Source organism: Dongia sp. (assembly GCF_041909655.1).
GTDB lineage: Bacteria > Pseudomonadota > Alphaproteobacteria > Dongiales > Dongiaceae > Dongia.
This window is the reverse complement of record NZ_JAYRDA010000018.1, coordinates 14,358-36,074: the sequence shown is the minus strand read 5'-3', so window position 1 is coordinate 36,074 and position 21,717 is coordinate 14,358. Positions and strand designations below refer to the sequence as shown.

Below are 21,717 nucleotides of genomic sequence, written 5' to 3'. Positions count from 1 at the left end.
TCACGAACCTGGCTGAGGCAAAGGCAGCCTTGGGCGCGGATCCGGAGGCGGATGAATTGTGGTCCCCACCGGACGCCGCGAGTATCCACGGTGTTCTTTGGTTCGTTGCACTTCAACAGGCGCTGGATCGTGATTTTCCCGGCCGGAATGCCCGGATCGTCCTTGATTGCGGGGCACGGGCCGACCTCGCCATCGAGGCCCTACGCGCCGGCCTTGCCGCCGTCGCGATTGCTGCGCCAGAGCGGATTACCGGAAAAGTTACCGATATCGCTGCTCAATTGGGCCGCCGGGTCTACCTGCGTCCATAACTTAGGTGTGGCGAAAGCCAGGTTTCACCCTTCCCCGCATTGAACTTGCGGCCATTTCTGGCTATGAACCGGGCCCGACCTATCACCATCCGGCCGGCACCCTGCCCCGGTTCGGCCTTCGGGAGCTAACTGCATGAAAACGACGCAAAAAGTCCGCAAGATCCTTGCCAATTATGAATCTGACAATCCCGGTACCAAGGCCAATCTGGCGCGAATCCTGATGCAGGGCCGCCTCGGCGGCACCGGCAAGCTGGTCATTCTGCCGGTCGATCAGGGTTTCGAACATGGCCCGGCCCGCAGCTTCGCCCCCAACCCGGCGGCCTATGACCCCCACTATCATTTCGAGCTGGCAATCGAAGCGGGCCTTTCGGCCTATGCCGCCCCGCTTGGCATGATCGAAGCGGGTGCCGATACCTTTGCCGGCCAGATCCCGACGATCCTCAAAGTCAACAGCTCGAACAGCCTCGCCACCCTCAAGGATCAGGCCATCACCGGCACGGTCAATGATGCGCTCCGCCTCGGCTGCTCGGCCATCGGCTTCACCATCTATCCAGGCTCGGATTTCGCCTTCGAGATGATGGAGGAAATCCGCGAGATGGCCGAGGAAGCCAAGGCCGCCGGTCTTGCCGTCGTCGTCTGGTCCTATCCGCGCGGTGACACCATCAGCAAGGACGGCGAGACGGCGATGGATATCTGCGCCTATGCCGCGCATATGGCCGCCCTCCTCGGTGCCCATATCATCAAGGTGAAGCCGCCGACGGCTTTCCTCGAACAGGGTGAAGCCAAGAAAGTCTACGAGAAGGAAAAGATCGATATCAGCACCATGGCGGCGCGCATCCGCCATGTCGTGCAGGCCTGCTTCAACGGCAAGCGTATCGTTGTCTTCTCGGGCGGTGCCGCGAAGGGCCTGGACGGCCTCTATGACGAAGTGCGCGGCATTCGCGATGGCGGCGGCAACGGTTCGATCATCGGCCGCAATACCTTCCAGCGCCCACGCGACGAGGCCTTGAAGATGCTCGATACCCTGATCCGCATCTATCAGGGCAAGGAGTAAGGCCATCAGCGCCGATACACCCAGCTGCCGGCTCTATCTCACGACGCCGCCCGAACTCATCTCGGGCGGCGTCGCTGCGCCTGCTTTCGCAGCCCTCCTCGACCGCGCCATCGCCGCGGCCGATATTGCCTGTCTCCGCATTGCCGGCGGTGATGCCGCGCGCGTGATGACTATCGCCAAGGAGTTGCTTTTACCGGCGCAGAAAGCCGGTATCGCCGTTTTGCTGGATGACGCCGATCTCGCCGAAAAGTTGGGCGCCGATGGCGTGCATCTCGATGATCCGGCGCTCTATGCCCAGGCGCGCCGACGTCTCGGTGCTGGCGGCGTCATCGGTGTCGCCTGTCCGCTGGAGCGGCATGTCGCGATGGAAGTCAGTGAAGCCGGGGCCGATTACGTCCAGTTCCCCTTCACGCCGGACAATGCCGAAGATGCCCTCGATCTCATCGCTTGGTGGGCCGAGGTCATGACCGTGCCCAGCGTGGTTACCTGCCTGCCGGACCCTGCGGTCGCCAAGCGGATCGTCACCGCCGGCGCGGATTTCCTGGCACCGGCGCCCATCCTTTGGGCCGAACCGAATCTCGCCGCAAGCCTGGCTGGTCTCCTCGGCTGACGCCTCAGTGATGCAGGATCTGGCTGAGGAACAGCTTGGTCCGTTCGGATTTCGGGTGATGGAAAAATTCCTCGGGATCGTTCTGTTCGATGATCTCGCCGCGATCCATGAAGATCACGCGATTGGCGACCGTGCGCGCGAAACCCATTTCATGGGTGACGCAGATCATGGTCATGCCGGATTGCGCGAGGCCGATCATCACATCCAGCACTTCCTTGATCATTTCCGGATCGAGCGCCGACGTTGGCTCGTCGAACAGCATGACCTTGGGGTTCATGCACAAGGACCGCGCGATCGCCACGCGCTGCTGCTGGCCGCCTGAAAGCTGGCCCGGGAACTTCGCCGCCTGTTCCGGAATCTTGACGCGCGTGAGGTAGTGCATCGCCACCTCCTCTGCTTCCTTCTTCGGCACTTTTTTCACCCAGATCGGCGCCAGCGTCAGATTCTCCAGAACCGTCAGGTGGGGGAACAGGTTGAAGTGCTGAAACACCATGCCGACTTCGCGGCGGATCTGCTCGATATGCTTGAGATCATGGGTAAGCTCGATCCCGTCGACCGTGATCTTGCCCTTCTGGTGTTCCTCCAGCCGGTTGATGCAGCGGATCAAGGTCGATTTTCCCGAACCGGACGGGCCGCAGATGACGATGCGCTCACCCTTCATCACGGTAAGATCGATGTCCTTGAGGACATGGAACTGGCCGTACCATTTGTTAACGCCGGAAAGGCTGATCATGACCTCGTCGGTCACCACCATCTCGCCCACAGCTTGTGCATTTGTGCTCATCGATTGTCCTCCCCGGCTTAACGGCGCTTGTGGCCGGTGTGAAGTTTGCGCTCGATCCGCATGGAGTAGCGCGACATGGCGAAGCAGAAGACCCAGTAGACGAAGGCGCAGAACACGTAGCCTTCGAGCTCGGTGCCGATCCAATTGGAATCGCGCGAACCGGCCCGCACGATGTTGAGGAAGTCATAAAGGCCGACAATCGCCACCAGCGTCGTATCCTGCGTTAGGCTGATGAAATTGTTGACGATGCCGGGAATCGCAATGCGCAAGGCCTGTGGCATGATGATGAGGCGCATCATCTGCCAATAGCCGAGACCCATCGCCATGGCACCTTCATACTGGCCCTTTGGCAGAGCCTGCAGGCCGCCGCGGATGACCTCGGCCATATAGGCCGAGGCGAACATGGTGACGCCGATGAGGATACGCAGCAGAATATCGGGCTCGAATTGCGGCGGCAGAAACAGCGGCAGCATGATGTTGGCCATGAAGAGAATCGTGACCAGGGGCACGCCGCGCGCGAACTCGATGAAGAGCACGCAGAGCAGATGCACCACCGGCAATTGCGACCGGCGTCCCAACGCCAGCAGAATACCGATCGGCAGCGAGAAAAGAATGCCGATACCCGCGATGATCAGGGTCAGCATGAAGCCACCCCATTTCGAGGTCGGCACCTCTTCCAGGCCCAATCCGCCATGGAGCAGGAAGAAGGCAAGGAACGGGAAGATCACGAAGAAGAAGATCGCGATCGGTTTCTTGTTGGGTATCCGCTCCGACAAAAGCCCGTAGACCGACGCCACCAGCATGATGAAGGTGATGTCGACCCGCCAGCGCGAGGCTTCGGGATAGAAACCGTAGACGAATTGCCAGAACCGCGCCCGGACGAAAATCCAGCAGGCGCCGCCGCTGGTGCAATCGGCAAATTGCGGCTGCTTCTCGCCCGCAAGAACCGAGGGCAGGAAATTCCAATCGGACGTGAAGATTGCCCAATCGAGGAAGGGCGGAATGATCAGGTAGAGAATATAGATCGCCGCTATCGTGAGCAGGCTGTCCCACCAACTCGAAAAGAGATTGTGGCGTAGCCAGCCGATGACACCTGCTTCGGATACCGGCGGCGGAAGGCTGGGCCGGTTGCCGGGAATGATGTCGGGTGCGGAAGTATCGGTCATGGCGCCCTCACCTTTCCACCAGCGCAGCGCGCTTGTTGTAGACATTCATGATGGTGGAGATGATCAGACTGACGGTCAGATAGAATCCCATCAGAATGATGATGCATTCGATCGCCCGACCCGTCTGATTCTGCGACGTGCTGATCACCGAGAAGAGATCGGCAAAGCCGATGAAACCGGCCAAGGTCGAGTTCTTCACGACGTTGAGATACTGGCTGATCATGGGCGGGATCATGACGCGCAAGGCCTGCGGCAGAACCACCAGGCGCAGGGTCCATTGCGACTTCAGACCCAGCGCAGAGGCCGCCTCGGTCTGACCGTGGCTCACCGACATGATGCCGGCGCGCACGATCTCGGCGACATAGGCAGCCGTGCTGACGCCGATGCCGACGATGAGCGCCGTCATCTCCGGTTGAACCGCAAGACCGCCCTTGAAATTGAAGCCGCCCTTTTCAGGCAATTCCCAGCCGATCGGCTGGTGCAGCAGCATATAGGCGATCGCCGGAATGCCGATGATGATGAGTGTGTTGACGGTGATGATCGGGAATTGCTGGCCGGTTGCCATCTGGCGCTGGCGCGCCCAGCGCGCGAGGCCGATGGCACCGATGATTGCCACCACCACCGCGGCAAGCAACAGCCCGATCCCCTCCTGAAGCAACGGCTTGGGCAGGAACAGGCCCTTGATATTCAGAAAGGCTGCGTCGAACAGGCTGAAGCTGTCCTTGTGCCGCGGCAAGGCCGTGATCACCAGCGTGTACCAGAACACGAGCTGCAACAGCAGAGGCACGTTGCGGATGATTTCGATATAGGTCGCTGCGATCCGCGAGATCAGCCAGTTGCTGGACAAGCGCAGCACACCCACCACCAGGCCCAGCACCGTCGCGATGATCGCCGCGAAGAAGGCAGCCACCAGGGTACTCATCGCCGCCGAAACGATCAGCAGGCCGATAGGCGAATCCAGTGTGATCGGCAGAAGCGAGAAACTGAGCTGAAATCCGGCGACATTTTCAAGAAAGTCGAAACTGATCGCCGGGCCGCCGCTCTTCGATTGCTTCTCAAGGAAGTTGTAGATCAGAAAGGCGAAGAGAGAGAGCAGGATGAGGATCGCGGCTACCTGAGTAATCAGGCCGCGCATGCGCTCGTCGCGCCAAAAAGCGATCTTTTTGTCGTGAGATAGATTATCCGCGCCGCTGACGGCTGCGGCAGTCTTTGCTGACGCCATGTCAACGCCTCCCCACAGGGTTGCGTGCAAATGATAAGAACCTACGCCCGGCTCTGGGCCGGGCGTAGGATATCACTGGTGATCTGGCTTAGCGGACAGGCGGTGCATATTGCAGACCGCCTTTGGTCCACAGCGCGTTCAAGCCGCGCTCCAGACCGATCGGCGTCGCAGGGCCGACGTTGCGGTCGAAAATCTCACCATAATTGCCGACGGATTTGATGATGTTGTAGGCCCAGTCGTTGCTGAGCCCCAAACCTTCGCCCATCTTGTCGGTGATGCCCAGCAGACGCTGGATTTCCGCATCGGCAGCAGCGTTGTCGGCACCATTAGCGGCCTTCACGTCATCGACATTGGCCATGGTGATGCCCTTTTCCTCGGCCACCAGGGTCGCGTTATGCGTCCAGCGCACGATGTCGCCCCAGGCACTGTCGCCATGGCGAACGACCGGACCCAGCGGCTCCTTGGAAATGATTTCCGGCAGAATGATATGGGCTGCAGGGTCCTTCAGCGCGGTGCGCTCGCCGGCAAGGCCGGAGGCGTCGGTGGTGTAGGCGTCGCAGCGACCTTCGTCATAGGCGGCACGGGCCTGATCGTTTTCCTTGAACTTGACCGGCTCGAAGCCCAGGCCATTGGCCTTGTCGAAATCGCCCATGTTCTTTTCGGTCGTGGTGCCTTCCTGCACGCAGACGGTGGCGCCCTTCAGCTCCAGCGCGCTCTTCACGCCGAGCTCTTTGTTCACCATGAAGCCCTGGCCGTCATAATAATTGACGCCGACGAAATCGAGGCCGAGCTGCGTGTCGCGCGAAAGGGTCCAGGTGGAGTTGCGCGCCAGGACATCAACTTCACCCGCCTGCAAGGCGGTGAAGCGCTGTTCGGCGGAAAGCGGCTTGTACTCAACCTTGGTGGCATCGCCAAAGACGGCGGCGGCAACGGCCTTGCAAAGGTCGATGTCGAGACCGGCCCATTCGCCCTTGTCGTTCGGCGCGCCGAAACCGGCGAGGCCCGTCGTCACGCCGCAAACCAGTTTGCCGCGCGCCTTGACGTCGTCGAGCGTAGCCGCCTGCGCAGCACTCGCCATCCCAGCGAGCAATGCAACGCCAGCGACAGCATATTTAACGTGTTTCATATTTTAGTCCTTCCCTGGATCATTTGTTCTTCGTCACCAGCACACCAATGCCCCACTTTTCGCAGGTGCAGTTCCCAGAGGTGCGAACCGGCTTAATTTTTCTCTAACACATGGGTTGTTGCCCTACAAGCTTCCTGACCGCCTGTTAAGCCCTGCGGAACGCTTGAAAAGACAGGCCAATCGCCACATTAAGAAAGTTTCAGTTATTGCTCGGCTGGGCAGGACGCCCCCGGGCTAGGAAGCCGCGTCGCGGGATGGTAAAGCCTCCTGAGCCACTCACGCAGCTCGCTGGATGACCCGTAATGAAGAAGCGCGACCGCACCCTGGCCACCCATGCCGGGAACAACCCCAAGGCCAATAAGGGCGTCGTCAACCCGCCGGTCTATCACGCCTCGACCATCCTCTATGACAGCGTCGCGGACATGCGTGCGCGCCATAAAGATCGCTTCAACACAGTCTATTACGGGCGCTACGGCACACCGACCACCTTCGCACTGGAAGAAGCTGTGGCGGCACTCGAAGAGGCGGATCGAGCCGTTGCCCTTCCCTCCGGGCTCGCCGCCGTTGCCGGTGCCCTCCTCAGTTTCGTCTCCGCGGGTGACCACATCCTGATGGTGGATTCAGCCTACGAGCCGACCCGCGTCTTCTGTGACAATCATCTCAAACGGTTCGGCGTCGAGACCACTTACTACGACCCCACGATCGGCGCTGGCATTGCCGAACTCATCCGACCCAATACCAAAGTCGTATACATGGAGAGCCCGGGCTCGCACACTTTCGAGATCCAGGACGTCCCCGCGATCACCGCGGCCGCCCATGCCAAGGGCTGCATCGCCATCCTCGACAACACCTGGGCAAGCCCCCTCTACTTCAAACCCTATCGCCATGGCCTCGATCTCGTGGTGCATGCCGCCACCAAATACCTGGTCGGTCACTCCGATGTGATGATGGGCATCATCACCATGCGCGAAAAGTTCTTCACCCAGGTGAAGACACAGGTGCACGGGATGGGCTTTGCCGTCGGTGGTGACGATTGTTATTTGGCCTTGCGCGGCATCCGCACCATCGGTGCGCGCCTGGCGCAGCATCAGCAGACGGCGCTCACACTGGCGCGCTGGTTGCAAGCCCGGCCGGAAGTGCATCGCGTGCTGCACCCGGCCCTCCCGGACCATCCCACGCATGCGCTCTGGAAACGCGATTTCCTGGGCTCCAGCGGTCTTTTCGGAATCGTGCTGAAAGAATCCAGCGACGAACGCGTTGCCGCCATGATCGACGGCATGGAATTGTTTGGCCTCGGCTTTTCCTGGGGCGGCTATGAAAGCCTGATGGTGCCCACGAACCTCACCAGCGCACGGACCGCCACCAAATGGCAACAGCCCGGCCCCACCGTGCGCATCCATGCCGGCCTCGAAGACCCTGACGACCTCCTCGAAGACCTGGCCCGCGGGCTCGATCGCCTGCGCGGGAACTGAAACGAAAAAGGGCCGGTCCATTTGGACCGGCCCTTCTCAACCTTGGGTAATCGACCCGCTTAGCGCGAGTAGTATTCGACCACCAGATGCGGTTCCATGCTAACCGGATACGGCACGTCGCCGAGGGTCGGCACGCGCACGAACTTCGCGGTCATCTTCTTGTGGTCGGCATCGACATATTCCGGCACGTCACGCTCTTGCGACTGGACGGCGCCGAGGACGATGGCGAGCTGCTTGGCGCGGTCGCGGACTTCCACGACATCGCCTTCCTTCAACTGGTAGGAACCGATGTTGACGCGCTTGCCGTTCACCAGGACATGGCCGTGGTTGACGAACTGGCGGGCGGCGAACACGGTCTGCACGAACTTGGCGCGGTAGACGATGGTCTCCAGGCGGCGCTCAAGCAGGCCGATCAAATTCTCGGAGGTATCGCCACGGCGGCGCGAAGCTTCTTCATAGAGCTTGCGGAACTGGCGCTCGCCGATCGAGCCGTAATAGCCCTTCAGGCGCTGCTTCGCCATCAACTGGATACCGTAATCGGTCGGCTTCTTGCGGCGCTGACCGTGCTGGCCCGGACCATATTCGCGGTCATTGATCGGGCTCTTGGGGCGGCCCCACAGATTGACGCCCAAACGGCGGTCGATCTTGTGCTTGGCCTGAATACGCTTCGACATAGAGAATCCTCTCGTTTTTTCACGACGTTGTTGGTGTCCCGGCTGTCCGACCCGGTCGAAACCGGCGGCTGGAGATGCCCCGAAGGCAGTCCGGCGCGGGAGCGGGCGGAATATAACCGCTAAATCCCCCCAGTCAAGCATTGTAGGCGCGGCATATGGCGCCGACAATGCCCTGATATATAACAATAATTACTGAAGCATGCGGACGCAATAGATGGGCGGCAGGTGCCCGGAGAGCAATTCCCACCCCTCCCCGCCGTCAAAACTTGTCCACAGATTGCCGGTCGTGGAGCCAAAGGCCAGCCGGTCGCCACTCCCATCGACATCCAGGGCATGGCGCAGGACGAGGTCGAAAGCCGGCTTTTGCGGGAGCCCCCGGGTGATGCTGCGGAAGCTCTTCCCCCCGTCGGCGGTCTTGGTGACGCAGAAGGCTTCGTCCTTGGGCATCCGGTATTCATCCTTCTCACCCGGGATGAACCAGGCAGTCAGCGGATCCTTCGGGTGGACGGCGACGGCAAAGCCGAATGCCTTGGAAATCTCCTGCCAGGTTCGGCCGGCATCGGCCGAGGTGAAGACGGCATTGTGGTGCTGGATGTAGAGCCGGTCGGGATGGCTGGGCGAGCGGCGCATCTGATGGACGTCCTGAACGTTTGGATTTTCGGCTTGGTCCGGCGGCATATAGGCTGCCCACAATCCCTTGGACGTATTCTTCCAGGACTTGCCACCATCCTCCGTCTGCCAGACGCCGCCTGCCGAAATCGCCACGGCCATCCTGCGGCTATCGGCAGGATGAAGCACGATGGAATTGAGCGCCGGGGTATCGTTGCCGGCACCGCCCCATTCAGCGCGCTGCGGCAAGGCCATGAAAGGCTCGTTGAGAGTCCAACTCATGCCTTTGTCATCCGACCGGAAGATACCGGCGGGCACAGTCCCGGCCCATATCGTTCCCGGCATGTCGCTGCCGGCGGGCTCCATCGCCCAGATATTGATCACGGCCGGCGCATCCTTGCGTTCGGATGCCGGAAAGGCGGGCGGCGTCACTTCCTGCCAGGTGGCGCCTTCATCATCCGAACGATGCAGCTTCGGGCCGAAATGGCCGTAATCGAGCGCGGCATAGAGAGACCCGTCGCGCGGATCCTGCATCACCATGCTGACCGGCGTGCCACGGAACTGCACGCCGTCATAGCGCCAGCCTTTGCCCTCGGCGACATAAAGGATCAATCCCTTGCGGGAACCGATTGCCAGTTTACGAGCCATTCGTTCCTCCCCATCATCTTTCGCAGGGTCAACCGCCGGACAAAGCTTGCAGCACATAGATTTCGTCGGTCGCGCCGACCGGATGATGCGGCCAGTCGGCCGCGGTCAGTCGCGCGCCGTTGAGAAAGATGACGACATGGCGGCGCAGGCGGTTCTGCTCGTCGACCACATAAAGACGCAGTTTGGGAAATTGGGTAAAGACCGGTTCCAGGGCCGCGCCGAGATCGGCACCGCTCACCTCAACCACGCCAGTGGGGGCGACCTTGCGAAGATGCGATGTAAAGGCGACACGCGGCATCTGGCCTCGCTTGGCATATCGCCTCTGGGGCGGAGCGCCTTGGCTGGGCGGAAAAGATCGGGCGCTATTTTCGCGGCACGCGGAGCGTTGTCAATTCCTTGACGACACCATGCAGGGTCCGCACCTCCTGCTCGGTCAGATGGGCGCGCGACCACATATTGCGAAGATTACGCACCATATTGGGCCTGGCGGCCTCGTTGCGCAGAAAGCCGCAGGCATCGAGTTCGCGCTCGAAATGCGCAAAGAATGCATAGACCTGCTCCTTGGTTGCCAGTTCCGTGCCGTTCATGTCGATCTGCGCGGGTGGCGTGGTGTCGCCTGCCTGGAACCATTCATAGCCCACCAGCAGAACCGCCTGAGCAAGATTGAGGCTGGTGAATTCCGGATTGAGCGGCACGGTGAGGAGCGCATCGGCCAGGGCGACGTCATCATTGAGAAGGCCCATCCGTTCGGCACCGAACATGAAACCGATCTTGCCGCCGGCGGCGATCTTTTCCCGCGCCTCGCCAGCCGCATACCGCGCCGTCACAACCGGCTTCACCATCTTCCGGTCCCGCGCCGAGGTGGCGTAGACATAGGTCAGATCCTTGAGCGCATCCTCGGTGCGCTCGAAGATCTGCACCGGCTTCATCATCTCGAAGGCGCCCACGGCCGCCCGTTCAGCCTTGACGTTCGGCCAGCCGTCGCGAGGCCCCACCAGGCGCAGATCGGTCAGGCCGCAATTCAGCATGGCTCGTGCGGCCGTCCCGATATTCTCGCCCATCTGCGGCGTGATGAGGATGATCGCGGGTGTGCTGTCGGTCATGGTCGGGACGCCGGTCACTCGGCGCTCTTCGCGCCCGATTTCAGCAGCTTCCAGGTGATCGCATCGTTGAGCGCTTCATAGGAGGCGTCGATGATGTTGGGCGAGACACCGACCGTGCTCCAGCGCTCGCCGGCACTGTCCGCACTCTCGATCATGACGCGGGTGATCGCCTCGGTGCCGGCCTGCGGCGTCAGGATGCGGACCTTGAAATCCACCAGGCGCATATCCGCGAGTTCCGGATAATGCGGCAGCAATGCCTTGCGGAGCGCGGTATCGAGCGCATTGACCGGGCCGTTGCCGGTCGCCACGGTCATCAATTGCTCGCCCTTCAAATCCAGGGTGACGGTCGCCTCGGATTCCGTGATGAGTTCACCGCGGACGTTCCAGCGGCGCTCGTCCATCACGCGGAACCGTGCCAGGCGAAAATAGCCCGGCACCGAACCCAAAGCACGCCGCGCCAGCAATTCGAACGATGCTTCGGCGCCGTCATAGGCATAGCCGTCATATTCACGCAGCTTCACCGTCTCGACCAGCGCTGCGACCTTGCCGTCATCGGCTTCGATATCAAGGCCGATCTCGCGGAAGCGCGCCAGGATATTGGCGCGGCCGGACTGATCGGAGACGACGATATGCCGGCGGTTGCCGACCAGCGTTGGCTCGATATGCTCGTAGGTTCGCGGATCCTTCTCGACTGCCGAGACATGCAGCCCGCCCTTATGCGCAAAGGCGCTTTCGCCGACATAGGCAGCGCTGCGGTTGGGGGCACGGTTCAATCTTTCGTCCAGCAACCGCGAGACATGGGTAAGCTGTTTGAGATCGTGCTCAGTCAATCCGATTTTGAAATCGGTCTTCAGCGCCAGCGAAGCCGCGAGGGAGATCAGATTGGCATTGCCGCAGCGCTCGCCAAGGCCATTGAGGGTGCCCTGGATCTGGCGCACACCGGCTCGCACCGCCGCCAGGGAATTCGCGACCGCATTTTCGGTGTCGTTGTGGCAGTGAATGCCAAGTTGCGTGCCGGGGATCTTCGCCGTGACCTCACCGACGATACGCTCCACTTCATGGGGCAAGGTGCCGCCATTGGTGTCGCACAGCACGATCCAGCGCGCGCCGGCCTTGTAAGCGGCCAAGGCGCAATCCAGCGCATATTGCGGATTGGCCTTGAAACCGTCGAAGAAATGCTCGGCATCGAACATCACCTCGCCGCAGCGTTCCTTGGCATGGGCGACGCTCTCGGCGATCATGTCGATATTCTCGGTTCGGCTGATGCCGAGCGCCACGTCGACATGGAAATCCCAGCTCTTGCCGACCATGCAGACAGCGCCGGTCTTGGCGTTGAGCAGCGCGTTCAAGCCGGGGTCATTGGCCGACGAGCGGCCGGGGCGGCGCGTCATGCCGAAGGCCACCAGTTTCGCCCGCTTGAAAGCTGGCGGCGCCCCGAAAAAGGCATCATCGGTCGGGTTGGCCCCGGGCCAGCCGCCCTCGACATAATCCACACCCAAGCGGTCGAGCGCCTGGGCGATCGCCAGCTTGTCGTTCACGCTGAAATCGACACCCTGGGTCTGGGCACCATCCCTAAGCGTGCTGTCGAAGAGGTATACGCGTTTGTCGTCGGCCATGATCGGCAGGGCTTTTCCAGCAATTTCCGGTAATTGACCGGGTATTCAGCATATGGGACTCTGCCCGTCAAGCAGCGCCGCCGACAGATAGTTACCCAGCCGACCGAGGTTTGAAATGCCGGATCTTGTCACCCTCGCCCCGTTTTTCCTGGCCGCTTTGGCCCTGAACCTCACGCCGGGCGCCGATATGACCTATGTCATTGCCCGGGCTGCGACCCAGGGACGCGCCGCCGGGGTAGCCGCCAGTTTCGGCATTGCCGGGGGCTCGATCGTCCACACTTTCCTGGCCGCCTTCGGGGTGTCGGCGATCCTGGCGCATTCCGAGGCCGCCTTCCTGACCGTGAAAGCCGCGGGCATCGTCTATCTGCTGTTTCTCGCCTGGAAGGCCCTGATGGCGGGACAAGCTCGTGCCACGGGACAGATAACGGCGCCTCGGATCGCGAGCCATGGCCGCATCTTCGCCGAGGGAATCCTCACCAATGTGCTCAACCCGAAGGTGGCGCTGTTCATCCTCGCCTTCCTGCCGCAATTCGTCGACCCGAAGGCCGGCCCGGTTTGGCTGCAAATTCTGATCCTCGGGACCTTCTTCAATATCGGCGGCACGGTGGTGAACTGCCTGGTGGCGCTATCCGCGGCCACCGCGGCCAATTTGCTGCGCGGATCGGCAAAAATCGGGGTGTGGCTCAATCGGCTGACGGCGCTGGTCTTCGTGGGCCTTGCGCTGAAGCTCGCCTTCGCCGAACGGCGATAGGCTCAGCGCACCGACAGCGGCTCGATATCCTGATAGATCAGGATCTGATCCACACGTTCGCCAGCATTCGAGAGCGGCAGGAACAGCGTGCCGACCTCCCGCGCCATGCCGGAACGTGACGGCGTGGGATCGTAATCGAACACGATCGATTTATCGTCGATCGCGATCCGGTAATTTTCCAGGATCTCGTCGCGCTTGTTGCCGTAGAGACCTTCTTCCACCGGCCGCCCGGTGGGATCGAAGCCGCGATGCTCGCAGACGGCGGTACCGACAACCCGGTAGGTGATGCGGCGCGGTTGCGCGACATCGACCAGCACCAGGCCCGGAAGCCACGGCTTCATTTCAACCGGATCGATGTCCTGTCGGCCGGGCAGCTTGTGGCCATGCTTCTTCTTGCTCCAATAGCGGTAGATCGCCGCCGTGCGGAGAGAGCAATGGTCCAAGAAAGCTTCCGACGTCAGGCGCTGATAAGTCATATCAGCGAAACCTGCTATGCCGCGTTTACGCCCGGCGCCACGTCGTCCCCGAGGAGCTATCTTCTAGCAAGATGCCCTTCGCCGCAAGGTCGTCGCGGATGCGATCCGCTTCGGCGAAGTTCTTGGCCTTGCGGGCATCGAGGCGGGCCTGGATCAGCGCCTCGATCTCGGCCGCCTCATCTTCGGAACCGCCTGATTGCAGCCACTTGGCGGGATCCTGACTCAGGATTCCCAGCAATTGTGCACCGCCCAACAGCGCCGCTTTTGCCGCCCGCTTCTCGGCTTCGCCGGTCGCTTTGTTAAGCTTTGTGACCAGCTCATGAAGCTCGCTCAGCGCCAGCGGTGTGTTGAGATCGTCGGCGATTGCCGCCAGCACATGGTCGGTCGGCGCCGGTTCTACCGCGAGGCCCGCATGCATGGCGAGCGCCCGGTAGAAACGGTCGAGCTGCGATTTCGCGTCGATAATGCCGTCGCGCGTGATGTCGATCGGCTGGCGATAATGCGCCGAGAGCAGGGCGAGGCGGATCGCTTCGCCGCGAAACCCCTCCTCCAGCAATTCATGCACGGTGAAGAAATTGCCGAGCGATTTCGACATCTTCTGACCGTTCACCTGGACAAAGCCGTTATGCAGCCAATAGCGCGCCATGACCTCGGTGCCGTGGGCGCAGCGGCTCTGGGCGATCTCGTTTTCATGATGCGGGAAGATGAGATCAATCCCGCCGGCATGAATGTCGAATACCTCACCCAGGATCTCGCCCGACATGGCCGAGCATTCGATATGCCAGCCAGGCCGCCCCTTGCCCCAAGGGCTCGGCCAGCCGATCTGGCTCTCGGCCGACGGTTTCCACAGGGTGAAGTCTGCCGGATGCTTCTTGTAGGGTGCCACATCGACGCGGGCCCCTGCGATCATGTCGTCGAGACTGCGTTTCGACAACTGGCCGTAATCCGACATCGCCGGCACGTTGAACAGCACGTGCTTCTCGGCCTCATAGGCATAGCCCTTGGCGATCAGCTGCTCGATCAAAGAGATCATCTGCGGCACATATTCCGTCGCCCGCGGCTCGCGATCGGGCGGCAGCGCATTCAAGGCCGCCATGTCGTCGTGATACCAGCCGGCAGTGCGCTTGGTGATGCTCTCGATACTTTCCCCGGTCTTTTCGGCGGCGGCCAGGATCTTGTCGTCGATATCGGTGATATTGCGCGCATAGGTGACGTGGTCGGCGCCATAGACATGACGGAGCAGACGATAGAGCACATCGAAAGCAACCACTGGGCGCGCATTGCCGATATGGGCATAGTCATAGACGGTCGGCCCGCAGACATACATGCGGACGTTCTGCGCATCGATCGGTTCAAAAACCTGCTTCTCGCGCAGGAGCGTGTTGTAGAGATGGATGGTCATCGGTTTTTCCTCAGGCACTTTCGCCTCGCAGGCGGCGCAAGGTCTTCTCGCGGCCGATCAGGGGCAAAAGCAGACGCAGTTCCGGGCCATGTTCCAAACCGGTCAGCGCCAGGCGCAGCGGCATGAACAAATCCTTACCCTTGCGGCCCGTGGCGGCTTTCACCGCCTCGGTCCAGTTTTTCCAAGTGCCGTCATCCCACGGCTCGGGTGGCAGAACATCGGCCGCCGCCGCGGCGAAGGAAGAATCGGCAAGATGCGGCGCGATGGCGCCCCGACAGATGCGATGCCATTCCCCAATCTCCTCGATCTTTTCCACATTGGCACGCGCCACTTCCCAAAGTGCCACGTCGACCTCACCAAGGCCGAGTGCCACCAGATGCGGCTTCGCTTCGTCATAGGGCAGCAGATGCAACAGCCGCGCATTCAAATGCAGCAGTTCGGCCGGGTCGAAGCGCGGGCTCGATTTGCCGAATTTGCCGAGATCGTGTTTTGCGATCAATTCATCAAGGTGCCGCACGGGGAGCACGGGCTCGCCGGTGCCGATATGCGCAAGATAGGCGTTGAGTGCCATCGGCTCCAATCCCTGCGCGCGCAGATCGGAGATGGAAAGCGAACCAAGCCGCTTCGACAGCCCCTCGCCGGCTGCGTCGACCAATAACGGAAGATGCGCGAAACCCGGCGCCGTGCCGCCCAGTGCTTCGAAAATCTGAATCTGCGTCGCCGTATTGGTGACGTGATCGTTGCCGCGAATGACCTGCGTGACACCTAGGTCGATGTCATCCACCACGGATGGCAGGGTGTAGAGATAGGTCCCGTCGGCGCGGATCAGCACCGGATCCGACTGACTGGCGGCGTCGATATGCTCTGGCCCGCGCACCAGATCGTTCCATTCGACGCGGCGGCCTTCCAGCTTGAAACGCCAATGCGGCTTCTGGCCAGCCGCTTCCAGCTTGGCCCGATCCTCGGCACTGAGTTTCAGCGCGGCGCGGTCATAGACCGGCGGCTTCCCCTGCCCCAACTGCACCTTGCGCTTCAGAGCCAGTTCCTCGGCGCTCTCATAGCAGGGGTAAAGCCGGCCGCTCGCCTTCAGCTTCTCCGCCGCGGCGTCATAGGCGACGATGCGCTCGGTCTGCCGCGCAAACACATCCCAGGTGAGGCCGAGCCAAGTGAGATCGGTTTCGATCCCGGCGGCGAATTCGGCGGTGGAACGTTCGACATCGGTATCGTCGAGACGCAGCAGAAAGGAACCGCCGCGCTGCCGCGCGAACAGCCAGTTATTCAGGGCAACATAGATGTTGCCGACATGAAGCCTGCCCGTGGGACTGGGCGCAAAACGAACGCGAACCGACATTACGACACTCGACTTCCATCAATCTGGTCCCGTCAACCTGGCCTGAAGCCGTTGGTGATCGGATAGCGGCGGTCCCGGCCGAAGGCGCGCCGCGATATTTTGACCCCCGGGGGAGCCTGGCGGCGCTTGTATTCGGCCAGATCCAGCATGCGCCAGACCCGGTGAACCGTGGCCCTGTCATAGCCCTTGGCGACGATCTGGTCCACGGCCATCTCCTCCTCGACCAGGCAGGTCAGAATGCCGTCCAGGACCTCATAGGGCGGCAAGGTGTCCTGGTCGGTCTGGTCGGGCTTCAACTCGGCCGAGGGCGGCTTGGTGATGACCCGTTCCGGCATCACCGGCCCCATCGGCCCCAGCCCGCCTGCCGGGAAATGGCCGTTGCGCCAGCGGCACAGCCGGAACACCGTCACCTTGTAGATGTCCTTGAGGACCGAATAGCCGCCGCACATGTCGCCATAGAGGGTGGCATAGCCAACCGACATTTCCGATTTGTTGCCGGTGGTGAGCAGCATATGGCCGAGCTTGTTGGAGAGCGCCATCAGGGTGAGGCCGCGCGCGCGGCTCTGGATGTTCTCCTCGGTCGTGTCCTTCTGCCGACCGGCGAAGATCCCGGCGAGCATGCCCTCGAAGGCGCGCATCGCGGGTTCGATCGAGACGGTGTCGTAGGCGATGCCCAGCATCCCGGCACAAAGGGCCGCGTCTTCCAGGCTGTCCTTGCTGGTATAGGGCGAGGGCATCATCACGGCGCGCACCTTGTCCGGGCCCAGCGCATCCACCGCGACCGCCGCCGACAATGCGCTGTCGATGCCGCCCGACAGGCCCAGCAGCACGCCCGGGAAGTTGTTCTTGCGCACATAATCCCGCAGGCCCAGCACCATGGCGTGATAGATCGATTCCAGCGGCTTGAGGCTTTCCGCGATCTCGCCCGGCAGGCACAGCCAGCCGGCATTGCCGCGCTGCCATTCGGTCACGGTAACCGCTTCGGCAAAGGCCGGCAGGCGCCAGCGCACTTCCCCACCGCGATCGAGCACGAAGGAATCGCCATCGAAGACCAGTTCGTCCTGCCCACCCACCTGGTTCACATAGATGATGGGCAGATCGGTTTCCTGCTGCCGGGCGCCGGCGATCTCGAGGCGCTGATCCGGCTTGTCGTGCTCATAGGGGCTGCCATTGGGGACCACCAGCAGATCGGCCCCCTGGGCCTTGAGATGCACCGCCGTGGTCGGAAACCACAGATCCTCACAGATCATCAGGCCCAGTTTCATGCCGTCGAAAACAACGGGCTCCGGCAAAGGTCCCGGCACGAAGACGCGCTTCTCGTCAAAGACGCCGTAATTGGGCAGATCGTATTTGAAGCGCTTGGCCGCGACCTTACCTTCGCTCAGCAGGAAGACTCCATTATGGAGCTTGCCTGCCTCGACCCAGGGGGCGCCGACAACCAGGGCCGGTCCGCCGTCGCCGGTTTCCCGCGCCAGGGCCTCGACCGCCTCGCGGCAAGCCACCTGAAAAGCGGGTTTGAGAACCAGATCCTCGGGCGGATAGCCGGAAATCCCCAGTTCGGCGGTCACCACCAACTCGGCGCCGGCAGCGGCAGCTTCGGCGCGGGCGACACGAATTCGGGCCAGATTGCCGGCGATATCGCCGACCTTGGGGTTCAATTGCGCCAGGGCTATTTTCTTGCTTTCAGTCATGGTGGCAAACTTAGCGGGCGTTTGGCACAAGTCAAATGCAGGCCCGGCAAAGCTGATCCGCGCCGCCAGGGCGCTGTGGTAGAGTACCGTGCAAATCAGCAGGAGGCGGAACTAATGCGCTGGATCCCGATTCTGGCCGGCATGGCGATCTCGCTGGGTGGATACCCGGCTTTCGCACAGGATTACGAAGGCAGCCTGACCCCGACGCCGGTCATCGAACAGGCCGGCAATCGCTATATCCTGATGGTGCTCGATCAATCGGATTCCGACATCACGAAATCGCGCAGCATCGTCAACGTGCTGCTCGATACACGCACCGGCAAGACCTGGGCGCTGCAATGGGGTGTGAAGCCCAACAGCAACGAGCGCGGCTATGTCTGGTCGGAAATCCCCTTCGCGGTGGCGCCGAAATAGCGCCTATTTCCGAAACAGGAACTCGCGACCGACTTTGACGCGCTTGACGCCGTTATATTCGATGATGTCGGCGGTGGCGTAGGTTTCGGTCCAGCGCTGCGGCAGGAACGAGCCGGTCCCCACCACGTCGATCGGTACCTTGGCTTCGGCCATGACCTTGCACTTCGCCGGATCGAAGCCCGACGAGGCGACGATCTTCACCTTGTGAAAGCCCTCGCGATCGAGCGCGTCGCGGAGATGCCAGATCGCCGCGGCGGAGACACCTGCCCCCACCAGATGGCGCAATTCCGCCTCGCTGCGATAGCCGCGGATGACATTGGGCACATGCCGGTCGAGAACCGCATAGGAAGCCGGTGGGTCGAGCCCTTCGATAAAACGGCTGCCCGGCGTGTCGATGCGGACCGAGAGTCGGCCTTGCGATGCAAGCGCCGCAAAACGGCGCGCCACGGTCAGCGCATCGGTCACTTCGCGGCCGAAATAGTCGACGAGCACGGTCATCGCCTCGTCCGGGAAGGTCTCGCTGAACATCTCGGCCGCACGCAAGGTCGAGCCGGCATAACCGATCAGCGCATGGGGCATGGTGCCCAGCGCCTTTTCCTGGCCGAAATAATGCGCTGTCGCCTGGGTGGCGTTGCCGACGAAGCCAACGGCATTCACCTTGCGCCGCGCGCGGTCGGACCCGACGGAGGCCGCATAAGCCATGATTTCGGCCATTTCCAGCCCGGCGCAATGGCGTGCATCCATGGCGAGGAACGCGATCTTCGGCAGATCAGCGCACATGGTAAAGGCATTGAACGCAGCGACGCAGGCCGGCCCCAATTTCATCAGCAGCAGGGTTTCGAGATCGGCCAGATGCACGAACGAACCGGTGATATACATGATCGGCTCGCCGGCACCGACCCAGCGGCCTTCATCGTAAACCAGATCGATCTTGAATTCTGTGTCACGCTCGCGGGCGATCTTCTGCAGCCAATCGAGCGCCAAGCGCGGCGCCGAGACGACAGGTCGGCGCATGAAGATTGCATAGGTGACCGTGCAATCGCCGAACTTCTCGACCGTTGCCTTGGTTTTCAGGAAGTACTGATCCGACCAATCGGCGATCTGGGGCGAAGCTGGACCGGCAGCCGGCCCCGCTTCGCCCTTGTCGTTACGAGGCTTCGGCGATGCGTTGTCCACCGGCGCGCTCCGCTTTCAATTGCTCGGCAATAAGGAAGGCAAGTTCCAGGGCCTGCGTCGCATTGAGGCGCGGGTCGCAATGGGTGTGATAACGATCGGCGAGTGCATCTTCGGTCACCGCCTTGGCGCCACCGATGCATTCGGTAACGTCCTGGCCGGTCATTTCGAAATGCACACCGCCGGCATGGGTACCCTCGGCGCGGTGCACGGCGAAGAAGCCCTTCACTTCGGCAAGGATGCGGTCAAAGGGCCGCGTCTTGTAGCCGGTCGAGGATTTGATCGTGTTCCCGTGCATGGGATCGCAGGACCAGACCACCTTGGCGCCGTGGCGCTTCACCGCGCGCACCAGCGGCGGCAGCTTGTGTTCCACCTTGTCATGCGCCATGCGCGCGATGAGGGTCAGGCGGCCCGGGATGTTCTGCGGATTCAAGGCGTCAATGAGGCGCAGCAAGTCATCCGGCTCCATGGTCGGACCGCATTTCATGCCGATCGGATTCTGGATGCCGCGCATGTACTCGACATGGGCCGCATCCAACTGACGCGTGCGGTCGCCGATCCATAGCATATGGGCCGAGCAGCCATACCACTTGCCGGTCAGGCTATCGACGCGGGTCATCGCCTGCTCGAAGTTCAGCAGCAGCGCTTCATGGCTGGTGAAGAACTCGGTCTCGCGGATCTGCGGCACGGTCTCGGAGGTCAAGCCGCAGGCCGCCATGAAATCGAGCGTTTCCGAGAGCCGGTCGGCCAATTCCTTGTAACGATGACCGAGCGGTGAATCCGCCACGAAATCGAGGTTCCAGCGATGCACCTTGTGCAGATCGGCAAACCCGCCCTGGGCGAAGGCGCGCAAAAGATTGAGCGTTGCTGCCGATTGGTTATAGGCCTGGACCAGGCGCTCGGGATCTGGAATGCGCGATTCCGGCGTGAACTCTATGCCGTTCACGTTGTCGCCGCGATAGCTCGGCAATTCGACGCCGTCGATCACTTCCGTGGGCGAGGAGCGCGGCTTGCCGAACTGACCGGCCATGCGGCCGATCTTCACCACCGGCATGGCGGCGCCGAAGGTCAGCACCACCGCCATCTGCAGCAGCACGCGGAAGGTGTCGCGAATATTGTTGGCCGAGAATTCGGCGAAGCTCTCGGCGCAATCGCCGCCCTGGAGCAGGAAAGCCTTGCCTTCCGCCACCTGACCCAGCACCTCGGTCAGACGCCGCGCCTCGCCGGCAAAAACGAGCGGCGGATAGGCGCGCAGGCGCTCCTCGACCGACGCCAGCTTGGCGGCGTCCGGATAGACAGGAACCTGGGAGATTGGCTTCGTGCGCCAAGTCTCCGGCGACCATTTCGTGCTCATCTTCGGCCTCTGCGCGCATCCGCGCTCGTGGGTTAAATCGCTCGCGGCTGTGGATAACAGCCGCCATGGATATACGATTTATGGGCCGCTCATGCAAATGATGCAAGAAAGGCCAACAACACATTGGAAAATAATGAAAACTGACAGATCAAAGCTCCATGCCGCCCTCACGTTCTCCAACAACAATTCGAACGGGGTCGGAGACCTCCACCCATAGAGGCGTATAACGCCAATTGCCGTCTCTGATCGGATCATAGCTCACCCGCTCCATGGTCATGACCACGAAGACGCTGCTCGACCGATCCGATGGTGAAAGTACAATTGTTTTACTGATCCCGACATGGAGCGGCAACAGTTCCTCGCCATCCCGTCGAGAAGAACTCGAATCGTAGCGGACGGAAAATCCAACCCCATCCACATCAAAGGTCGCTTCTTCGCCATTGAGCGGGAGGCAGAACGCCCCCGATTGAGGATGCCGATTATTGGTCGACCACGGTTCCTCGACGCGATCGTGCGCCGGTCCATACCGCACACGGATCGCTGCAGCCGTATTGCATTCCAGCGTGTCGACATCACCCAAAGCTGGTATCGAGCCACCAATGGCCAATATCAGGCCGATAAAAACAGGAACCTTCTTCATTCTCCCCCCGCTTTATCCGGGCAATATACGACGGCCCAAGATCCGGTGCTGGGGCGGAACTACCCTGTCACGA

Annotated in this window: 22 protein-coding genes; 6 read left to right on the top strand and 16 right to left on the bottom strand. The window is 61.6% G+C overall.

Annotated features, from left to right (window positions below):
- Window positions 1-29 precede the first annotated feature (29 nt).
- From ACE3PR_RS20920 to ACE3PR_RS20910, 3 genes are all read left to right on the top strand, one after another.
- Window positions 30-308: a hypothetical protein gene (locus ACE3PR_RS20920; protein WP_374376158.1), complete on the top strand. Its 279-nt coding sequence runs from the start codon at window positions 30-32 to the stop codon at window positions 306-308.
- Window positions 309-441: 133 nt separating this feature from the next.
- Window positions 442-1,362 carry a class I fructose-bisphosphate aldolase gene (locus tag ACE3PR_RS20915; RefSeq protein WP_374376156.1) on the top strand — a complete coding sequence of 307 codons (921 nt, stop codon included), beginning with the start codon at window positions 442-444 and terminating at the stop codon, window positions 1,360-1,362.
- The gene (locus ACE3PR_RS20910; RefSeq protein WP_374376207.1) at window positions 1,346-1,972 is read left to right on the top strand and encodes a thiamine phosphate synthase; all 627 of its coding nucleotides are present in this window, start codon (window positions 1,346-1,348) and stop codon (window positions 1,970-1,972) included. Before ACE3PR_RS20915 ends, ACE3PR_RS20910 begins: the two co-directional genes overlap by 17 nt.
- Before the next feature lie 4 nt (window positions 1,973-1,976).
- Here ACE3PR_RS20910 and ACE3PR_RS20905 read toward each other — a convergent pair whose 3' ends face one another.
- The 4 genes from ACE3PR_RS20905 to ACE3PR_RS20890 all read right to left on the bottom strand — a co-directional run bounded on the left by ACE3PR_RS20905 (window position 1,977) and on the right by ACE3PR_RS20890 (window position 6,270).
- Window positions 1,977-2,705 carry an amino acid ABC transporter ATP-binding protein gene (locus ACE3PR_RS20905; RefSeq protein WP_374376205.1) on the bottom strand — a complete coding sequence of 243 codons (729 nt, stop codon included), beginning with the start codon at window positions 2,703-2,705 and terminating at the stop codon, window positions 1,977-1,979.
- 68 nt (window positions 2,706-2,773) lie between these two features.
- Window positions 2,774-3,922, bottom strand: a complete 1,149-nt coding sequence (locus ACE3PR_RS20900) for an amino acid ABC transporter permease (RefSeq protein WP_374376153.1) — start codon at window positions 3,920-3,922, stop codon at window positions 2,774-2,776.
- A 7-nt stretch (window positions 3,923-3,929) separates the two neighbouring features.
- Window positions 3,930-5,144 (bottom strand): amino acid ABC transporter permease, encoded by a 1,215-nt coding sequence (locus ACE3PR_RS20895; protein WP_374376151.1) that lies wholly within the window; start codon window positions 5,142-5,144, stop codon window positions 3,930-3,932.
- Between the two features lie 88 nt (window positions 5,145-5,232).
- Window positions 5,233-6,270, bottom strand: a complete 1,038-nt coding sequence (locus ACE3PR_RS20890) for an amino acid ABC transporter substrate-binding protein (protein ID WP_374376148.1) — start codon at window positions 6,268-6,270, stop codon at window positions 5,233-5,235.
- Window positions 6,271-6,572: 302 nt separating this feature from the next.
- On the opposite strand from ACE3PR_RS20890, the gene metC reads away from it, so the two are divergent.
- Entirely contained in the window at window positions 6,573-7,742 is a 1,170-nt protein-coding gene (gene metC / locus ACE3PR_RS20885) for a cystathionine beta-lyase (RefSeq protein WP_374376145.1), read from the top strand.
- A gap of 59 nt (window positions 7,743-7,801) precedes the next feature.
- Here metC and rpsD read toward each other — a convergent pair whose 3' ends face one another.
- The 5 genes from rpsD to cimA all read right to left on the bottom strand — a co-directional run bounded on the left by rpsD (window position 7,802) and on the right by cimA (window position 12,392).
- On the bottom strand, window positions 7,802-8,416 hold the full coding sequence (gene rpsD, locus ACE3PR_RS20880) for a 30S ribosomal protein S4 (protein WP_374376143.1): 615 nt from the start codon (window positions 8,414-8,416) through the stop codon (window positions 7,802-7,804).
- Between the two features lie 189 nt (window positions 8,417-8,605).
- Complete coding sequence (locus tag ACE3PR_RS20875; protein WP_374376141.1) at window positions 8,606-9,673, bottom strand: WD40/YVTN/BNR-like repeat-containing protein; 1,068 nt, start codon at window positions 9,671-9,673, stop codon at window positions 8,606-8,608.
- Window positions 9,674-9,701: 28 nt separating this feature from the next.
- On the bottom strand, window positions 9,702-9,971 hold the full coding sequence (locus ACE3PR_RS20870; RefSeq protein WP_374376139.1) for a MoaD/ThiS family protein: 270 nt from the start codon (window positions 9,969-9,971) through the stop codon (window positions 9,702-9,704).
- Between the two features lie 64 nt (window positions 9,972-10,035).
- Window positions 10,036-10,776, bottom strand: a complete 741-nt coding sequence (locus tag ACE3PR_RS20865; RefSeq protein ID WP_374376137.1) for an RNA methyltransferase — start codon at window positions 10,774-10,776, stop codon at window positions 10,036-10,038.
- 14 nt (window positions 10,777-10,790) lie between these two features.
- On the bottom strand, window positions 10,791-12,392 hold the full coding sequence (gene cimA, locus ACE3PR_RS20860) for a citramalate synthase (protein ID WP_374376134.1): 1,602 nt from the start codon (window positions 12,390-12,392) through the stop codon (window positions 10,791-10,793).
- 115 nt (window positions 12,393-12,507) lie between these two features.
- On the opposite strand from cimA, the gene ACE3PR_RS20855 reads away from it, so the two are divergent.
- On the top strand, window positions 12,508-13,143 hold the full coding sequence (locus tag ACE3PR_RS20855; RefSeq protein ID WP_374376131.1) for a LysE family translocator: 636 nt from the start codon (window positions 12,508-12,510) through the stop codon (window positions 13,141-13,143).
- A 2-nt stretch (window positions 13,144-13,145) separates the two neighbouring features.
- Here the strand turns inward: ACE3PR_RS20855 and ACE3PR_RS20850 are convergent, their stop codons facing one another.
- The 4 genes from ACE3PR_RS20850 to ACE3PR_RS20835 are packed head-to-tail and all read right to left on the bottom strand — an operon-like array spanning window position 13,146 to window position 18,063.
- Complete coding sequence (locus ACE3PR_RS20850; protein WP_374376129.1) at window positions 13,146-13,586, bottom strand: PAS domain-containing protein; 441 nt, start codon at window positions 13,584-13,586, stop codon at window positions 13,146-13,148.
- Between the two features lie 58 nt (window positions 13,587-13,644).
- On the bottom strand, window positions 13,645-15,021 hold the full coding sequence (gene cysS, locus ACE3PR_RS20845; protein WP_374376127.1) for a cysteine--tRNA ligase: 1,377 nt from the start codon (window positions 15,019-15,021) through the stop codon (window positions 13,645-13,647).
- A 10-nt stretch (window positions 15,022-15,031) separates the two neighbouring features.
- Complete coding sequence (gene gltX / locus ACE3PR_RS20840) at window positions 15,032-16,372, bottom strand: glutamate--tRNA ligase (RefSeq protein WP_374376125.1); 1,341 nt, start codon at window positions 16,370-16,372, stop codon at window positions 15,032-15,034.
- A 32-nt stretch (window positions 16,373-16,404) separates the two neighbouring features.
- Window positions 16,405-18,063 carry an NAD+ synthase gene (locus tag ACE3PR_RS20835; protein WP_374376123.1) on the bottom strand — a complete coding sequence of 553 codons (1,659 nt, stop codon included), beginning with the start codon at window positions 18,061-18,063 and terminating at the stop codon, window positions 16,405-16,407.
- Between the two features lie 114 nt (window positions 18,064-18,177).
- On the opposite strand from ACE3PR_RS20835, the gene ACE3PR_RS20830 reads away from it, so the two are divergent.
- Window positions 18,178-18,477 carry a hypothetical protein gene (locus ACE3PR_RS20830; protein WP_374376121.1) on the top strand — a complete coding sequence of 100 codons (300 nt, stop codon included), beginning with the start codon at window positions 18,178-18,180 and terminating at the stop codon, window positions 18,475-18,477.
- A 3-nt stretch (window positions 18,478-18,480) separates the two neighbouring features.
- On the opposite strand, the gene ACE3PR_RS20825 is transcribed toward ACE3PR_RS20830, so the two are convergent.
- From ACE3PR_RS20825 to ACE3PR_RS20815, 3 genes are all read right to left on the bottom strand, one after another.
- Window positions 18,481-19,653, bottom strand: a complete 1,173-nt coding sequence (locus ACE3PR_RS20825) for a nicotinate phosphoribosyltransferase (protein WP_374376119.1) — start codon at window positions 19,651-19,653, stop codon at window positions 18,481-18,483.
- Window positions 19,625-21,004 carry a class II 3-deoxy-7-phosphoheptulonate synthase gene (locus ACE3PR_RS20820; protein WP_374376117.1) on the bottom strand — a complete coding sequence of 460 codons (1,380 nt, stop codon included), beginning with the start codon at window positions 21,002-21,004 and terminating at the stop codon, window positions 19,625-19,627. The genes ACE3PR_RS20825 and ACE3PR_RS20820 overlap by 29 nt, the downstream gene beginning before the upstream one ends.
- Window positions 21,005-21,152: 148 nt before the next feature.
- On the bottom strand, window positions 21,153-21,644 hold the full coding sequence (locus tag ACE3PR_RS20815) for a hypothetical protein (RefSeq protein WP_374376114.1): 492 nt from the start codon (window positions 21,642-21,644) through the stop codon (window positions 21,153-21,155).
- Window positions 21,645-21,717 lie beyond the last annotated feature (73 nt).

Excerpts from the sequence above, each read along its gene's own strand:
- ACE3PR_RS20830 (WP_374376121.1), top strand. The coding sequence starts at position 18,178 with ATGCGCTGGATCCCGATTCTGGCCGGCATGGCGATCTCGCTGGGTGGA.
- ACE3PR_RS20915 (WP_374376156.1), top strand. The coding sequence starts at position 442 with ATGAAAACGACGCAAAAAGTCCGCAAGATCCTTGCCAATTATGAATCT.
- ACE3PR_RS20875 (WP_374376141.1), bottom strand. The coding sequence starts at position 9,673 with ATGGCTCGTAAACTGGCAATCGGTTCCCGCAAGGGATTGATCCTTTAT.
- rpsD (WP_374376143.1), bottom strand. The coding sequence starts at position 8,416 with ATGTCGAAGCGTATTCAGGCCAAGCACAAGATCGACCGCCGTTTGGGC.
- ACE3PR_RS20900 (WP_374376153.1), bottom strand. The coding sequence starts at position 3,922 with ATGACCGATACTTCCGCACCCGACATCATTCCCGGCAACCGGCCCAGC.
- ACE3PR_RS20855 (WP_374376131.1), top strand. The coding sequence starts at position 12,508 with ATGCCGGATCTTGTCACCCTCGCCCCGTTTTTCCTGGCCGCTTTGGCC.
- cysS (WP_374376127.1), bottom strand. The coding sequence starts at position 15,021 with ATGACCATCCATCTCTACAACACGCTCCTGCGCGAGAAGCAGGTTTTT.
- gltX (WP_374376125.1), bottom strand. The coding sequence starts at position 16,372 with ATGTCGGTTCGCGTTCGTTTTGCGCCCAGTCCCACGGGCAGGCTTCAT.
- ACE3PR_RS20870 (WP_374376139.1), bottom strand. The coding sequence starts at position 9,971 with ATGCCGCGTGTCGCCTTTACATCGCATCTTCGCAAGGTCGCCCCCACT.
- ACE3PR_RS20895 (WP_374376151.1), bottom strand. The coding sequence starts at position 5,144 with ATGGCGTCAGCAAAGACTGCCGCAGCCGTCAGCGGCGCGGATAATCTA.
- ACE3PR_RS20835 (WP_374376123.1), bottom strand. The coding sequence starts at position 18,063 with ATGACTGAAAGCAAGAAAATAGCCCTGGCGCAATTGAACCCCAAGGTC.
- metC (WP_374376145.1), top strand. The coding sequence starts at position 6,573 with ATGAAGAAGCGCGACCGCACCCTGGCCACCCATGCCGGGAACAACCCC.
- ACE3PR_RS20865 (WP_374376137.1), bottom strand. The coding sequence starts at position 10,776 with ATGACCGACAGCACACCCGCGATCATCCTCATCACGCCGCAGATGGGC.
- ACE3PR_RS20815 (WP_374376114.1), bottom strand. The coding sequence starts at position 21,644 with ATGAAGAAGGTTCCTGTTTTTATCGGCCTGATATTGGCCATTGGTGGC.
- ACE3PR_RS20820 (WP_374376117.1), bottom strand. The coding sequence starts at position 21,004 with ATGAGCACGAAATGGTCGCCGGAGACTTGGCGCACGAAGCCAATCTCC.
- ACE3PR_RS20890 (WP_374376148.1), bottom strand. The coding sequence starts at position 6,270 with ATGAAACACGTTAAATATGCTGTCGCTGGCGTTGCATTGCTCGCTGGG.
- ACE3PR_RS20905 (WP_374376205.1), bottom strand. The coding sequence starts at position 2,705 with ATGATCAGCCTTTCCGGCGTTAACAAATGGTACGGCCAGTTCCATGTC.
- cimA (WP_374376134.1), bottom strand. The coding sequence starts at position 12,392 with ATGGCCGACGACAAACGCGTATACCTCTTCGACAGCACGCTTAGGGAT.